General features: G+C 40.3%; 15 protein-coding genes. 5 read left to right on the plus strand and 10 right to left on the minus strand.

The window, feature by feature from the left end; all coding sequences use genetic code 11:
- Positions 1-4: 4 nt before the first annotated feature.
- From AC3A54_RS12850 to AC3A54_RS12880, 7 genes are all read right to left on the minus strand, one after another.
- Entirely contained in the window at positions 5-1,360 is a 1,356-nt protein-coding gene (locus AC3A54_RS12850; protein ID WP_487654742.1) for a M20 family metallopeptidase, read from the minus strand.
- Between the two features lie 66 nt (positions 1,361-1,426).
- On the minus strand, positions 1,427-2,437 hold the full coding sequence (argF, locus tag AC3A54_RS12855) for an ornithine carbamoyltransferase (protein WP_487654743.1): 1,011 nt from the start codon (positions 2,435-2,437) through the stop codon (positions 1,427-1,429).
- Positions 2,438-2,653: 216 nt separating this feature from the next.
- Positions 2,654-3,904: an arginine deiminase gene (gene arcA / locus AC3A54_RS12860; RefSeq protein WP_487654776.1), complete on the minus strand. Its 1,251-nt coding sequence runs from the start codon at positions 3,902-3,904 to the stop codon at positions 2,654-2,656.
- A 324-nt stretch (positions 3,905-4,228) separates the two neighbouring features.
- On the minus strand, positions 4,229-4,927 hold the full coding sequence (locus AC3A54_RS12865) for a Crp/Fnr family transcriptional regulator (protein ID WP_487654744.1): 699 nt from the start codon (positions 4,925-4,927) through the stop codon (positions 4,229-4,231).
- 35 nt (positions 4,928-4,962) lie between these two features.
- Complete coding sequence (gene argR / locus AC3A54_RS12870) at positions 4,963-5,418, minus strand: arginine repressor (protein ID WP_487654745.1); 456 nt, start codon at positions 5,416-5,418, stop codon at positions 4,963-4,965.
- A 183-nt stretch (positions 5,419-5,601) separates the two neighbouring features.
- Positions 5,602-6,231: a DUF2085 domain-containing protein gene (locus tag AC3A54_RS12875; protein WP_335547833.1), complete on the minus strand. Its 630-nt coding sequence runs from the start codon at positions 6,229-6,231 to the stop codon at positions 5,602-5,604.
- 63 nt (positions 6,232-6,294) lie between these two features.
- A complete protein-coding gene (locus tag AC3A54_RS12880; RefSeq protein ID WP_308082580.1) occupies positions 6,295-6,513 on the minus strand; it encodes a hypothetical protein in 219 nt (72 codons plus the stop codon).
- A gap of 352 nt (positions 6,514-6,865) precedes the next feature.
- Here AC3A54_RS12880 and AC3A54_RS12885 point away from each other — a divergent pair, with 352 nt between their 5' ends.
- The 3 genes from AC3A54_RS12885 to AC3A54_RS12895 all read left to right on the plus strand — a co-directional run bounded on the left by AC3A54_RS12885 (position 6,866) and on the right by AC3A54_RS12895 (position 9,298).
- The gene (locus AC3A54_RS12885; protein ID WP_335547831.1) at positions 6,866-7,885 is read left to right on the plus strand and encodes a polysaccharide deacetylase family protein; all 1,020 of its coding nucleotides are present in this window, start codon (positions 6,866-6,868) and stop codon (positions 7,883-7,885) included.
- 84 nt (positions 7,886-7,969) lie between these two features.
- Positions 7,970-8,983, plus strand: a complete 1,014-nt coding sequence (locus tag AC3A54_RS12890) for an AI-2E family transporter (protein ID WP_335547829.1) — start codon at positions 7,970-7,972, stop codon at positions 8,981-8,983.
- Positions 8,984-9,064: 81 nt separating this feature from the next.
- Entirely contained in the window at positions 9,065-9,298 is a 234-nt protein-coding gene (locus AC3A54_RS12895) for a hypothetical protein (protein WP_487654746.1), read from the plus strand.
- A 535-nt stretch (positions 9,299-9,833) separates the two neighbouring features.
- Here the strand turns inward: AC3A54_RS12895 and AC3A54_RS12900 are convergent.
- Complete coding sequence (locus AC3A54_RS12900; protein ID WP_487654747.1) at positions 9,834-10,541, minus strand: DNA alkylation repair protein; 708 nt, start codon at positions 10,539-10,541, stop codon at positions 9,834-9,836.
- 153 nt (positions 10,542-10,694) lie between these two features.
- Here AC3A54_RS12900 and AC3A54_RS12905 point away from each other — a divergent pair, with 153 nt between their 5' ends.
- Positions 10,695-11,669 (plus strand): cation diffusion facilitator family transporter, encoded by a 975-nt coding sequence (locus tag AC3A54_RS12905; protein WP_487654748.1) that lies wholly within the window; start codon positions 10,695-10,697, stop codon positions 11,667-11,669.
- Positions 11,670-11,712: 43 nt separating this feature from the next.
- Here the strand turns inward: AC3A54_RS12905 and AC3A54_RS12910 are convergent, their stop codons facing one another.
- Together AC3A54_RS12910 and AC3A54_RS12915 are read right to left on the minus strand one after the other, a co-directional pair.
- Positions 11,713-12,225 (minus strand): acyl-CoA thioesterase, encoded by a 513-nt coding sequence (locus AC3A54_RS12910; protein ID WP_487654749.1) that lies wholly within the window; start codon positions 12,223-12,225, stop codon positions 11,713-11,715.
- A 120-nt stretch (positions 12,226-12,345) separates the two neighbouring features.
- Entirely contained in the window at positions 12,346-12,549 is a 204-nt protein-coding gene (locus AC3A54_RS12915; RefSeq protein WP_487654750.1) for a spore germination protein, read from the minus strand.
- 334 nt (positions 12,550-12,883) lie between these two features.
- Here AC3A54_RS12915 and nadE point away from each other — a divergent pair, with 334 nt between their 5' ends.
- Positions 12,884-13,705 (plus strand): NAD(+) synthase, encoded by an 822-nt coding sequence (gene nadE / locus AC3A54_RS12920; protein ID WP_487654751.1) that lies wholly within the window; start codon positions 12,884-12,886, stop codon positions 13,703-13,705.
- Positions 13,706-13,729 lie beyond the last annotated feature (24 nt).

The raw sequence follows: 13,729 nt of genomic DNA on the forward strand, positions 1-13,729 counted from the left end.
ATACCTATCGAGTTAATTCGTAGATGGCTTTTGCGTAAATCAACATCGCAGTAAACATTTTGTCTAATTCAATATGTTCATTCGGCTGATGCTCGGTTTTTGCTTGGTTTGGAAAAATGGCGCCATAGGCCACGACGTTTTCCATGGCTCTAGCATAGGTGGCACCACCAGAAGAAATCGGTTCGGAAACGGTATCCCCAGTTACTTCCTGGTAAACGTTCATTAAGGTTTTGATTAGAAATGAATCCTTTGGTAAATAAATCGATTTTAGATAGTCAAATTCTTTGTAGGTTAACCCGTATTCTTTTGCAGCTTGGGAGATCTGGTTAACGATTTCTTGTTTATCAGCAGTCACAGGAATGCGGATATCGATGGATAACTGCTCAATTTCCTCCGTTAACTCTATTTTTCCGACATTGAACTTTAGCTTACCTGATGGTTCATCTTCACAATTACCGAAAATATTAATCGCAAACGCATCTTCTTTGATTAAGTCATTAATAAACTCCATCGATTTTGAGGTGAATCCAATCTTTTTCAACCCCAGTATTAACCTGTTAATCGCATTGATTCCTTTTTCCGCAACTTGGGCATGAACAGCCTTGCCAAGGACCACGACTTCACCGGTAGCTAATTCGTAATCAAAGTCTAATTCCTCAAGAGCAGCTCGTAACTCATCTAGCTTTTCTCCGGCATATCTTGCGGTGTCAGGCACCGCATTAAAGGCATTGCCCGCTTGTAATCGAAGGTTGGTTTCGTTAGTTCCTTCTAAATGAAATTGCAGCAAGCCTTTCTCAGCATAAACCAACGGAAAGGTAGAGTCGGGAGTAAAGCCCATGCTGGGAATTTCCTCGAGCTCACAATAACGGTTCATGCAGCGCCATAGTGTTTCTTCGTCTGTACCGAAGATAAACCGAATTCTTTTGTTAAATGAAACACCGAGATTTATTAACGCTTTCGTGGCAAAAAGGGCGGCCAGTGTCGGTCCTTTATCATCCTGTGTTCCTCTACCGTACATTTTGCCTTCTATGATGGTTGCATCGAAGGGAAGAGTGTGCCAATCTTCCAGCTTACCAGCGGGTACCACATCCAAATGGCCGAGAACACCAATCATTTCTTCACTGTCACCAATTTCGGCATACCCGTAATAACCTTTCGGATCAACATACGTCCGGAATCCAAGCTCTTCACAGATTTCTAATGACTTTTTCAAAGCCAGATCAATATTTTTTCCAAAAGGAAAACCATCCTCCTGTTCACTGATTACACTAGGGATATCAACCAGCTGCTTTAATTCATGGTGAAACTCACCTTCTACCTTTCGTAGCTCAGAAATGAGTTGTTCGGAGATCTGATTCATGTTTTTCCTCCATTCGTTTGGTAAAACGGGAAGGAGAAGGGTGCCAGACACCCAACTCCTAACCGCTTATTCTAAATGTCCAAGTGTCGCAGCCATTACCGCCTTGATGGTATGCATTCTGTTTTCCGCTTGGTCGAATACTTTGGAATGCTCGCTGCGGAAGACTTCATCAGTCACTTCCATTTCTGGCATTCCATGTTTCGCGTAAATATCCTTGCCATAACTGGTTTCAAGATCGTGGAAGGCAGGGAGACAGTGTAGGAAAATCACTTTGTCATTGCCTGTTTTCTTGATCATGTCCCTCGTTACTTGATAAGGCGACAGCAGAGCAATCCGTTCAGCGAATTTATCTTCTTCCCCCATGGAAACCCAAACATCTGTATAGATGGCGTCAGCACCAGCCACTCCTTCTTCTACATCGCTTGTGACAGTTACCCGGCCGCCTGACTGCTCGGCGAATTTTTCTGCCAGTTCAATGACCTCAGGTTCTGGGAACAACGATTCGGGTGTGCAGATGCGCACATCCATTCCTACAAGTGCACCCCCAACGAGCAGACTGTTGGCCACATTATTTCTACCGTCACCAACATACACGAATTTAATTCCTTCTAAGCGGCCAAAGTTTTCTTTTACGGTTAAAAAGTCAGCAAGTGTTTGCGTTGGATGCCAGCGATCGGTTAACCCATTCCAGACAGGCACACCCGAATGCTCTGCTAGCATCTCTACCTTTTTATGCTCAAAGCCACGGAACTCAATTCCGTCAAACATCCGGCCCAACACTTTAGCGGTATCTTCAATCGATTCTTTTTTACCCAGCTGGATATCATCTTTTCCTAGATATTCAGGATGGGCACCCAGGTCCACGCAGGCTACTGTGAAGGCACAGCGGGTGCGGGTAGAAGGCTTTTCAAAAAGCAACGCGATGTTTTTTCCTTCTAGGTGGCGATGGGGAATGCCATGTTTTTTTTCATCCTTTAGTTTGAAAGCCAAATCAATGAGATAAACAAATTCTTCTTTTGTAAAATCCTTTTCGGCAAGAAAGCTTCTTCCATGTAATTTTGGGGCAGTAATTAACATCAATATCGTCTCCTTTTATATAAAAATAGGCATTGTTAAAATTGTCTGTTGATTTCCGCTCCAGGCGCGAGCGGTTCGTGGGCGTTTCGGCGAGCCTCCTCGGCGCTTGCGCCTGCGGGGTCTCCCCTGAACCGTACTCCCACAGGAGTCTTCGCGCCTTCCGCTCCAATCAACAGGGTATAAAAATCAACAATGTTTTTTAACACAGCCTGAAAATTAACGTCGGATATCTTCTCGTACAATCGGCATGCTCATACAGCGTGGGCCGCCGCGGCCTCGGGATAGTTCGGAACTGGTGATTTCGAGTACTTCAATGCCATGCTGGCGTAATAAATCATTGCTAATATAATTACGGTCATAAGTCACGACGATGCCTGGTGCAATGGCTAATGTGTTTGAACCATCATTCCATTGTTCACGGGAGGCAGCGATTTCATCTCCGCCACCGCAAGGAATTAAGACAAGCTCATTTAAATGTAAAACCTCTTTCAATGTTTCCTGAAGATTCGTCCGGTGTGTGATGGTACAGCGTTCGTCATCACTGCCTTTTTCAAGAATATACACATTCATATTACCTTGAGGCCCTTGGATTTCAGGATGGATAGTAAATTTATCGTAATCGACCATTGTAAACACCGTATCAAGATGCATAAAGGCGCGGCACTTCGGAATTTCCACGGCAACCACTTTTTTAATTGAATCCTGCTTCTTAAAAAGGTTAAGAGCTAATTTTTCAATCGCACGGGCAGAGGTGCGGGCGGATACACCAATCGCCACGACTTCGTCACTAAGAATCAATTCATCGCCGCCTTCAATCGAAAACTCAAAGTCACGGTCTAACCAAATTGGTACGTCATGTCCAGCAAATCGTGGATGGTATTTAATGATGTATTGCATGAATAAGGACTCGCGGCGCCTTGCCGGTTCACGCATTTTGTTGATGGATAAGCCATTGCCAATACAAGCTGCTGGGTCACGAGTGAAATATAAATTAGGCATTGGATCTAAATAGAAGGGATAGTGATCCTCCATGAATTCATAAAGGTGAGCCTTTTTCTCGGGCTCAATTTCTCTCTTTAAAATCCCGCTCATCATCTTATCCACCATATCTGCTGTGGAAAAAGAGAGTAGGTATTCTTTTAGCACGCGAGAAGCTCCGTTCACATTGGCCTTGCTTTCTCGTAAAATATCATCAATAAACTGCTTTTTGATGTTTGGATTACTTAAGGTTTCAACCACCAATTTTTCGAGATAAAGAACTTCAATACCTCGATTTTTTAAGGTTTCGGCAAAATAGTCATGCTCGCGCTGGATGATTGGTAAATAGGGAATATCATCGAATAAGAGTCGCTGCAGATATTCAGGCGTCAAATTTTCAACTTCTTTTCCAGGCCGTTTCAGCAACACCGAGCGTAATGTTCCGATTTCAGATGTAACATGGATCGGGTGCTTTAATTTTGTCTGCATATCCCTCTGAGAAGTGATTTCGGCTGTACTGCTCATCGTTCTTCCTCCTTTTGATAGAATCCTTGCTACACCTTCATTCTAAGCATTGAAAGCGATTGCCTTTGTAAGGTTCATAACAAACAAAATGTAATAATCCTTACAGTTTTTTGTTGAACGTATAAACGGGTTTGTATAATTATGTATATATACATGGAAATCGATTTTTTCGACTCCCATATGCTGAATAATGGCTGAATGACAAAGATCGTTCACATATAAAGTTCTAATATTGAAAAAACTTACTTGAGCAAACAAAGAGGGCTGACTCTCGCGGAGCCAGCCCTTTTATATGCTTTTAAAATAGTCAGGTTGATGGATGGTAATTTTTTTACCCGTAACGGATATAATATTCTCTCGTTTTAATTGATTCATTAGTAAACTAACGGTTTCCCTTGTGGTTCCAGATAGTTTAGAAATGTTAGTGGCCGTGAGAGGACAGGGGATGACGATTCTGGCACCATCCTTTTCGCCCAGGTCCTCCATTAAAAACTGGAGTGAATGTAGCACCCGTTCCTGTGCATTCGGGATGAGAATTTTTTGAACGCGTTTTTGATGAAGATTAAGAATGTCTGATAGTTTAGAAATGATATAGAGCAGCAGTTTTGGATTGGCCTTCAACAGTTCTTCGGCAACGTGTGTTTGAATGAAGTACAAATGAACATCCGTAACGGCAATGGCCGTGTCCTGATACACCTGATCCTGAAAGATGCCCCCGTAAGGAAACATTTGGTTCTTTTTAATAAAGTCCAAATAAAGCATGCTGCCATCCTGGCTGCTGCGTTCATACATGACATATCCGTCTAGTAAAAAAAAGAGTTTATCGCGCGGGTCTCCCTGCATAAAGAGGAGTTGATTTTTCTTGTAGGAGCGAAAATAGAAGTAAGGGAGATATTTTTTTAGTGTTTTTACTGCAAGACATTTTAATAGTTCAATTTGTTGTAAATCAGAAAGCACATCCATCTTTTCCACGTATGAGTTGATCATCCTATCACTCCCTTGGCGTGTGTATGGTTTTGGCCTTACCTTTGATAAACTTCAAGCTGATCTTCCATTCGTTGCGCCTCTTGAGGAGTGCGGCAAATAATTAAACAAGTATCATTTCCACAAATGGTTCCAGCTTTTCCCTCCAGGTCCATGGAATCCAGCAAGGCCCCAAACGAATGGGCATGACCAGGAAGTGTTTTGATGATAATAAAATAGTTAATTACCTCAATGCTAATCAGTGCATCTTTCAGCTTGTGGCGAAACTTCTCCGTAATTAAATGGTCATGATCCACCTTAAAGCTATACTTCAGACTGCCATCCTTAGAAGGAACCTTGACCAGTTTCAGCTCCCGGATGTCTCTCGAGATTGTTGCTTGAGTAACCGGCAGTCCGTTCTCTAAAAGCAATTGCCCCAGTTCTTCCTGTGTCTTTACCTCCTGATCAGAAATAAGCTCCGTAATCATCTGTAACCGCGTCTGTTTATTCATCATCGGCCCTGACTCTCTTTCTCTAGATATCTATATTATTATCATATTGGTAATTGATGGGGATTGGTATGTATAAATAGTGAACAAACAAGATATGTTATTGAAAAAATATAAAAAAAGATGAACTTTTTTGAGTTCATCTACCCTTTGTTTTATAACCGATGTTTTTATGTTTGGTGTAATTGATTATAGGACCCACAAATGTAAATTGGATAGAAATATAAGAATGCATAAACCAATGAAAGTTGAAATAATCCTTCTTAACCGATGGTTGTGTACCCACTGAAAAAGTCCAGAAGCAAACATACTAAACCAAATGATAATAGTAACAATAATAAAACTATTAATAGCATAATAGGGGACCATACCCCAGTAGACGACAACACTAATGATTACACTTAGAATCATCGGCACAAACAAATCCCAGCTTCCCTTAACCACCGGCTCACTATCATTATCAAGCGACCTTGACGAAAGCAACGGATATAGAAAATAGGGCAAAACAAAACCAAAGCTGGTGCCTGACACTAATCGTTTGATATTGTCACTTTCAAACCAATGCAGATAGGAGCCTAGGCCGTCAACCATCATGGGGGTCATTAATAATAGAAGAAAGAAGCTTACTTTAATTGTAGGTATGGTGATTTTTGACTTTCTTTTAGTGAAGTGCAAATACGTAAGTGAGGAAAAAATCCCAATATAAATACCTGTATCACGGGCGCAAACGGAAAGAGTTTCTCCTGAAATTTGGAGTGATCGATCTTCTAGTTGGTGACAGATGGCTCTTCCGAAGAAATCCAATAGTTCGTGTAACAACGAGTATCACTCCTATACGAAAAACCCAATTCTTGAAGAGATGAATTGGGTTTTTCCACTTTTTTAATACCCCGACATAAACGGTAAAAACGAGAAGGCAGAAAGAGCGAACCAACAGATACAGCTCAAAACGATCATACCTAAAGCAATGTATAAACAGGTTTTTCCGACAGCCTTCTTTTCAGGATCTTGATCGTTCATCCAAATAATTCCTAGCACGATCCCGACCACAGGTATAAGTATAGATAAGATATAAAAGAGTGCTTTTTGCCCACCTGACACTAACTTCACCTCCATAACTCAAAATTAAGAGGAATTTCGTCTAGTAAGAAAATCCCGTTCAATGATATGTATGTCAGTTCACAGGGTAATTTGCCTGTCCTTCTTTTAGAAATTTCTGATTTAAATTTTGTCCACTGGTACATTTTTTAAATTTACCTGTTATAATAGATTGGTAAAAAGTGGGGTATATAAGAAATGGGGAAATTTATCAGCTCAAGACTTTTGGAGGATGTGCTGATATAAAAGTTATATTTTAATAGAATTGTAATATTTTTAATAGAATAGTAACAATTCAAGAGAAGCTTCGTCTATAATGAAGAAAGACATAAAACATCAAAGAGGGTAATGAAACATGGGGGATCAAAAGCAAGGATGGACCAAAGGGACAATAGTTATTGTCATTTTTGCAATTGGGTTCTTGTTTGCAGGGGTATTTGTGAACAACTATTTTAAGGCAAAAGCCGCCAGTAAACCTATTACTCAAGAAAAAAATGAATTTATGAATCATCCTGGTCAAACCTCAGAAACTATTGTTCAGAATACCAATGATTTACGGATTGAGAAAGAAATGATTCACAAGAAACAAGAGCAAGCGATGGTTGGGAGAAATAAACAAGAGCGAGAGGCAACTAAGGCTCCTGAAAAAACAACTACTGATACTGCCACAACACAGCCTTCAACACAGCCTACAACACCAAAGGACCAAGAAAAAACAAAACCGCCATCAACGGAAACGAAACCAGCTAATGCACAGCCAGCTGCAGCAGGTAAGAAAACGATATACTTAACATTCGATGATGGTCCAGCTGCGTTTTCTGGGGAAATTATCGCGCTTTTAGAAAAATTCCACTACAAAGCGACCTTCTTTATGATTGACGGCAATATAAGAAGATATCCAAACGCGGTAAAATTGATGGTCCAATCTGGAGAGACAGTGGCACTTCATAGTGTCTCCCACAATCAAAAGGTTTTCTATGCATCTGCCACATCGGTAATCAATGAATTAACCCAAAACCGAAATACACTAAAAGAAGTTTCGGGGGTCGATTCGTATATTATGAGAACACCTTATGGTAGTGTACCAGGCATGACTGCAGAGTACCGGAAAGCGGTTACCGATAATGGCTACTTAATGTGGGATTGGAATATTGACAGCAAAGATTGGTATTATAAAGATGCACGCTATGTGGAGAGTGTCAAACAACAATTAGCAAAGTTAGCTAACCATAATGGACCGATCGTCATTCTTATGCACGAAAGAAAGGAGACGCTGGCTCATTTACCAGCCTTACTTGACTATTTAAGTAAACAGGGGTACGAAGGTAAAGCGATCGATAGCTCCATGACGCCGGTCCAATTTACGGTTAGATAGCATTTAGGTAGGACAAAATGCTTCAGGGTTTGATATAATTAACATGCAGTTAATAGTATAAATAATGGGGTCCGATAATTTCCTATGATAAATAAAATTTTGAACAGCAGTGGTTTTAAGAGAATATCAATTTTTGTCCTAATTGCACTTGTTTTGTATGCGATGCAATCGATGATTAATTTAATCTTACTTACGTTTATTTTTACCTTTCTAATGGATCGGTTAGTTCAATTCATTGAGAGAAAAATACCTCTCAATCGTAAATTGATTGTGGTTACATCTTATGCGTGTATTGTCGGGTTGCTATCCTATGGTTTGGTGATGTACCTGCCAATGATTGCCGGTGAGATTACGGCGTTAATTAAGCAGCTAACCGCTTTTTACACATCAAAGCATGATAATATCTTTTTAAATTATGTAGTCAAGCGAATTGAAGAAATTCAGATCTCTAGTTATCTGGAACAAGGCTTTCAGTTTGTATTAAAATATTTTACTGATATTAGTAAAATTACGTTACAAGTGTTGTTAGCTTTATTAATGAGTTTATTTTTCTTATTAGAAAAACCACGCTTAATCGAATTTACGAAGAAATTCAAGACGAGTAAAATTGCACCGTTTTATGCGGAAATTGAATTCTTCGCTCAGAAATTTGTTCGTACTTTTGGTAAAGTCATTGAGGCACAATTAATTATTGCCGTGGTTAACTGTACTTTAACGACGATTTCCCTATGGCTGCTTGACTTTCCGCAATTAGGCGGATTGTCCATTATGATTTTCATATTGGGATTAATCCCTGTTGCCGGTGTCATTATTTCACTTATACCGCTTGTCATTATTGCCTATAGTATAGGCGGTATGATGAAGGTATTGTATGTGGGTATTGCCATTATGATCATTCATGGTGTGGAAGCTTATATCTTAAATCCAAATTTAATGAGTTCAAAGACGAATCTTCCTGTTTTCTATACGTTCATTGTGCTGATTTTTTCAGAACACTTCTTTGGAATATGGGGTCTGATTATCGGGATTCCAGTGTTCGTCTTCCTATTGGATGTATTAGAAGTGACCGAAACGAAGACGGATGCGAAGAAAACGTAAAAAGGCCCTTGTGTGGGCTTTTTTATTTGTCCTTTTTTCTGATATGCTAGGGGTATGATGTAGTTTTGAGGAGGATGTAAGTTGGGCGAGTGTAAGTTGAACCATACACAAGAAGATGTGAAAAGTAAGTACGAGTCTCAGGCTGAATTTTTACCGGAGGGCATGAAGCAATTATTTGATCAGTTCTTTGCAGGTGAGCATTCTCAGGAGCTTTTGAACGAAGTGTTCCATTTGCTGAAGAAGTATGATTTAGCAACGGCGGACGAGCAAAATACAAGAAATGAGCGCTTGTATTTGGTTTTAAGGAACGTTTAATAGATGGAACATTGGGTCGCGTAGAATTATAAAGCTAAGCGACCCTTTTTAATTTGATTTTTTTGCTCAAAAAGTGTCTACATCGATTTTAGCTCACATTTTTAAGGGAAAAGTAAAAGTAGAACGTATCTACATCGACTATAGCTCGCTTTTTCGAAGGAAAAGTAAAAGTAGAGCGAGTCTAGATCGACTTTAGCCCGTTTTTTTAAAGGAAAAGTAAAAGTAGAGCGAGTCTAGATCGACTTTAGCCAGTTTTTTTAAAGGAAAAGTAAAAGTAGAGCGAGTCTACATCGACTTTAGCCCGTTTTTTGAAGGAAAAGTAAAAGTAGAGCGTGTCTACATCGACTTTAACTCGCTTTTTTGAAGGAAAAGTAAAAGTAGAACGAGTCTACATCGACTTTAGCTCGTTTTTTTGAAGAGAAAGTAAAAGTAGAGCGAATCTACATCGACTTTAGCTCGCGTTTTTGAAGGAAAAGTAAAAGTAGAACAAGTCTACATCGACTTTAGCTCACTTTTTTTAAAATTCCCACTCCACTTAACAGATACAAGTCTTCCGCTTGACCCCAATTTTATCACGCTGCTCAATCTTTTTAATATAATCGGTAGCCAGCGGTACCTTACAGGCAGTGTTTCCAACATCTACATGGACTTTCCCAATTACTCCGGCAACCCGGATTGCTTCTTCGTAAAGATCCAAAACATAAGCTCCAACACAAATGACAAAATTATTCATCACATAACGAACACGATTCTTTTCTGAGTGGATCGTTGTTTCAACCTGTTTCAAGAGCGTGCGTATTTCCGCAAGGTCCAGCTTTTCATCAGGTGTAATCGATAAATAATTAGAATATGTACTCCACCCGGCAACGGCGGTCATCTCTCCTTCTGATTTCATCCATTCCCTTGCCAGTTCCATGGCGAAATTACTTTCAGCCGCCACGCTTGCCACCGTATATTCCGCAAGCATATACCAGTTGGCGTTCTTCACCCACTCCTGAAGCGTTTCTTTTTCTACCAGCTTTGGATTTACAGAAAGTCCTGCTAAATACATAGCGTCATGATTACCTGTGTTGTAAAGTGCCAAAGCTAATTCTTGATCCTTTTTCACGTATTTTATAAGCTTTTTTAAATCTCCCACTTTCACACCAAAGAAAGTTCCCTTCGCACCATGATTCATAAATGTTTTCTTTGTCTGTTCGGATCCAAGTTCCTCGAGCTTTTGCATTAATTCATCTAAGTTCATCTAGCGACCTCAACTTCCTGTCATTTTTATCCATAATAACATTAATTTTAAAAAATTTCCTTTTCCTGAAAAGTCCATCAAGTTATTTATCATGAAATATGTTATTTTTGAAAATAGTAAGAGTACATACTTTAGCAAAGAAAAGAGGATACGATGGGAGAAATATTTCAATTATTAAAGCGTGGAAATAAGTCAGCCATGCTCGCAGCTATTATTAATTCGGTCATTTCAATTATTAAAGGTGTAGCCTTTATGTATACTGGAAATGTCGCGATGTTTGCTGAAACGATGCACAGTTTAGGGGATGCCGCCAATCAGTTCTTTGTTTTTATCGGCTCCGCTTTAAGTAAAAAGGCACCTACAGAAAAATATCCAAATGGATTTGGCCGTTTAGTCAATCTTGTCCTTTTAGGGGCTGTCCTAATCGTTGGAATCATGGCCTTTGAAACAATAAAAGAAGGCTATCACCATGTGGTACATCCAACCGAGTCTGGTGGTTTCGCCATTAATATTATAGTTCTTGCGGTGGCAACGCTTTTGGAAACGTTTGTCCTGTTTAAGGCGATGAAGGAAATCTTGCATGAAATTGAGGTGGAAGCAAGCGGTCTAAGTGTGTTTGGAAAAAGCTTTGCTAATTTGGGTAGAGCGAAGCCTGCCACAAAGCTCGTATTCATGGAGGATTTGGTTGCAACGTTGGGTGGTTTGTTAGCGATAATTGCGGTTGTTATATCTCATTACACCGATTTGCACCAACTAGAGGGAATCGCTTCTATGATCATCGGGGCGATGATGTTTTTCGTGGTGGGTAAGGTGTTTTTAGATAATGCTGCAGGTGTCATAGGACAAGCAGATGAAGAGATGGAGAATAAAATAGGAGCACTTGTTATGGCTGACCCTGATGTGAAGGATATTCAAGGGATTACGGTCATCAAAGAGGGAGAAGACCTTCACGTTGAATTGGAAATTGAAGTGGATCCGAAATTAACTGTTGCAGCTGCCGATGATATTAAGGACCGTTTAGAAGAAAAAATCATGGCTGAAAAAGGGGTCGTGGATGTAACAATCGAGATTGATGAAGAAGATGGAGTCATGACCTGGAAGAGCAAGAGTGAATTAAATCCGGAGTAGGGTTCCTAATAAAAAAGGTTCGCGAAAATTTCGCGAACTTTTTTTATTCCCAAGGCTTGATCGTGGTAAAAACCCCGGCCAGTTCCTTACTGCTCTTTCGATGTTCTTTCCGCTTTTCCGCCCGATCTTTCCCCGTTTCAAATAGCTTCTTCTCTTCCTCTGTTTCAGGAATAATAGAAGGGACCTTTGTTGGCTTACCATTGTCATCTAACGCAACAAACGTTAAAAAGGCGGTGGCTGCAATTTTTCTATCACCTGACATCAGGTTCTCGGCAATGACTTTGACGAAAATCTCCATTGACGAAGTTCCTGTATAGGAAACAAACGTCTCAATGCATACCGAGTCCTTCGGCGTAATTGGGCTGAGGAAATCGACCGAATCAATCGACGCCGTTACGCATTCAGCCCGGGAATGTCTAACCGCTGAAATCGAAGCAATCATATCAATATCACTGATTAACTTACCGCCAAACAACGTATTATGGTTGTTGACATCATTAGGGAAAATCCTGCTCGTTCTTACTACTCTAGATTCATTACAAGTCTTTGCTTCCATTATCATAACTCCTCACTTTTGCACCCCTACAACATAATTAGTAGATGGTCACGGGCATATTTTTTGTTAGTATGGCCACGATAGTAATAGATTATAAACCTATTACCCTTCGATGTGGAATTATTTGTTTACTTCAAAATCCTTGCTTACACTTTGGAATACATGTTTGGATACAATTGTGCAGTGGTCACCAAAGTTAATCGTACAGCCAACTTGTTTACTATTTGCCGTATTACTGTCTTGAACTGTTGGTCCCACATTAATATTTGCATTATTATTGATAGAATTTACTTTGAAACAGCCGATACTTATTGAAAACGACATGCTCATCACTGTCCTATTTTTAATTTATATTTGGCTTTGTTAAACTTGTGTGTTGATATGCGCTCCAGGCGCTTCGCTTTCCGTGGGCGTTTCGGCGAGCCTCCTCGGCGCTTGCGCCTGCGGGGTCTCCCCTGAACCGTACTCCCACAGGAGTCTTCGCGCCTTCCGCTCCAATCAACAGGGTATAAAAATCAGCAATGTTCCTTAACATAGCTTATTTTTAAAAATGAAAGATGATTGTCCGCATACCCAGAACAAGCAGTTAAATAATAAGCGAATGAAACGTAGTTGTGGTACATTACATATATCAATATCTGGTCAGGAGGTACAATCAATGGATTTACAGGCACAAATTATGAAGGATTTACATGTTACTCCGAACATTGAACCAAAAGAGGAGATTCGTAAGAGAATCGACTTTTTGAAAAATTACCTGCTACAAACCAAGGCTAAGGGATATGTACTAGGGATTAGCGGTGGTCAAGATTCTACACTCGCTGGAAGATTGGCACAGTTGGCAGTGGAAGAATTGCGAAGTGAAGGAAAAGATGCTTTGTTTATTGCTGTTCGTCTTCCATATGGCTTGCAAAAAGATGAGGAGGATGCACAGCGTTCATTAGCCTTTATCCGTGCAGACCGTGAGCATGTTTTTAATATAAAAACAGCCGTGGACGAGGTTCAAAATGAATATAACGCTAGCATTGATGGGGAGCCATTAAGTGATTATCATAAAGGAAATGTAAAAGCGAGAATGAGAATGATTGCCCAATATGCAATCGGCGGTATGGAGGGGCTGCTTGTTATTGGGACCGATCATGCAGCAGAAGCAGTGACTGGTTTTTATACCAAGTATGGAGACGGTGGAGCGGACATCCTGCCGTTGACTGGATTAAGCAAACGCCAAGGGAAGGCCTTGCTAATAGAACTTGGTGCAGATGAGCGTCTTTATTTAAAAGTTCCAACGGCAGACCTCCTCGATCAAAAACCTGGTCAGGCAGATGAAACAGAATTAGGAATCACTTATGATGAATTGGATGACTATCTAGAAGGAAAACCTGTCTCCAAAGAAGTGGCTGAAAAAGTGGAAAAACGATATCTCATGACGGAGCACAAGCGTCAGATGCCTGCTACTATGTTTGACGACTGGTGGAAATAAACCAAAAGAGGCTGACTCAAAAAC

Source organism: Neobacillus sp. Soil_C_43 (assembly GCF_057656715.1).

Bases quoted from the DNA above. Each gene is read 5' to 3' on its own strand.
- AC3A54_RS12890 (WP_335547829.1), top strand. From the start codon at position 7,970: ATGATAAATAAAATTTTGAACAGCAGTGGTTTTAAGAGAATATCAATT.
- argF (WP_487654743.1), bottom strand. From the start codon at position 2,437: ATGTTAATTACTGCCCCAAAATTACATGGAAGAAGCTTTCTTGCCGAA.
- AC3A54_RS12850 (WP_487654742.1), bottom strand. From the start codon at position 1,360: ATGAATCAGATCTCCGAACAACTCATTTCTGAGCTACGAAAGGTAGAA.
- nadE (WP_487654751.1), top strand. From the start codon at position 12,884: ATGGATTTACAGGCACAAATTATGAAGGATTTACATGTTACTCCGAAC.
- arcA (WP_487654776.1), bottom strand. From the start codon at position 3,904: ATGCAGACAAAATTAAAGCACCCGATCCATGTTACATCTGAAATCGGA.
- AC3A54_RS12915 (WP_487654750.1), bottom strand. From the start codon at position 12,549: ATGTCGTTTTCAATAAGTATCGGCTGTTTCAAAGTAAATTCTATCAAT.
- argR (WP_487654745.1), bottom strand. From the start codon at position 5,418: ATGATGAATAAACAGACGCGGTTACAGATGATTACGGAGCTTATTTCT.
- AC3A54_RS12900 (WP_487654747.1), bottom strand. From the start codon at position 10,541: ATGAACTTAGATGAATTAATGCAAAAGCTCGAGGAACTTGGATCCGAA.
- AC3A54_RS12885 (WP_335547831.1), top strand. From the start codon at position 6,866: ATGGGGGATCAAAAGCAAGGATGGACCAAAGGGACAATAGTTATTGTC.
- AC3A54_RS12865 (WP_487654744.1), bottom strand. From the start codon at position 4,927: ATGATCAACTCATACGTGGAAAAGATGGATGTGCTTTCTGATTTACAA.
- AC3A54_RS12910 (WP_487654749.1), bottom strand. From the start codon at position 12,225: ATGGAAGCAAAGACTTGTAATGAATCTAGAGTAGTAAGAACGAGCAGG.
- AC3A54_RS12905 (WP_487654748.1), top strand. From the start codon at position 10,695: ATGGGAGAAATATTTCAATTATTAAAGCGTGGAAATAAGTCAGCCATG.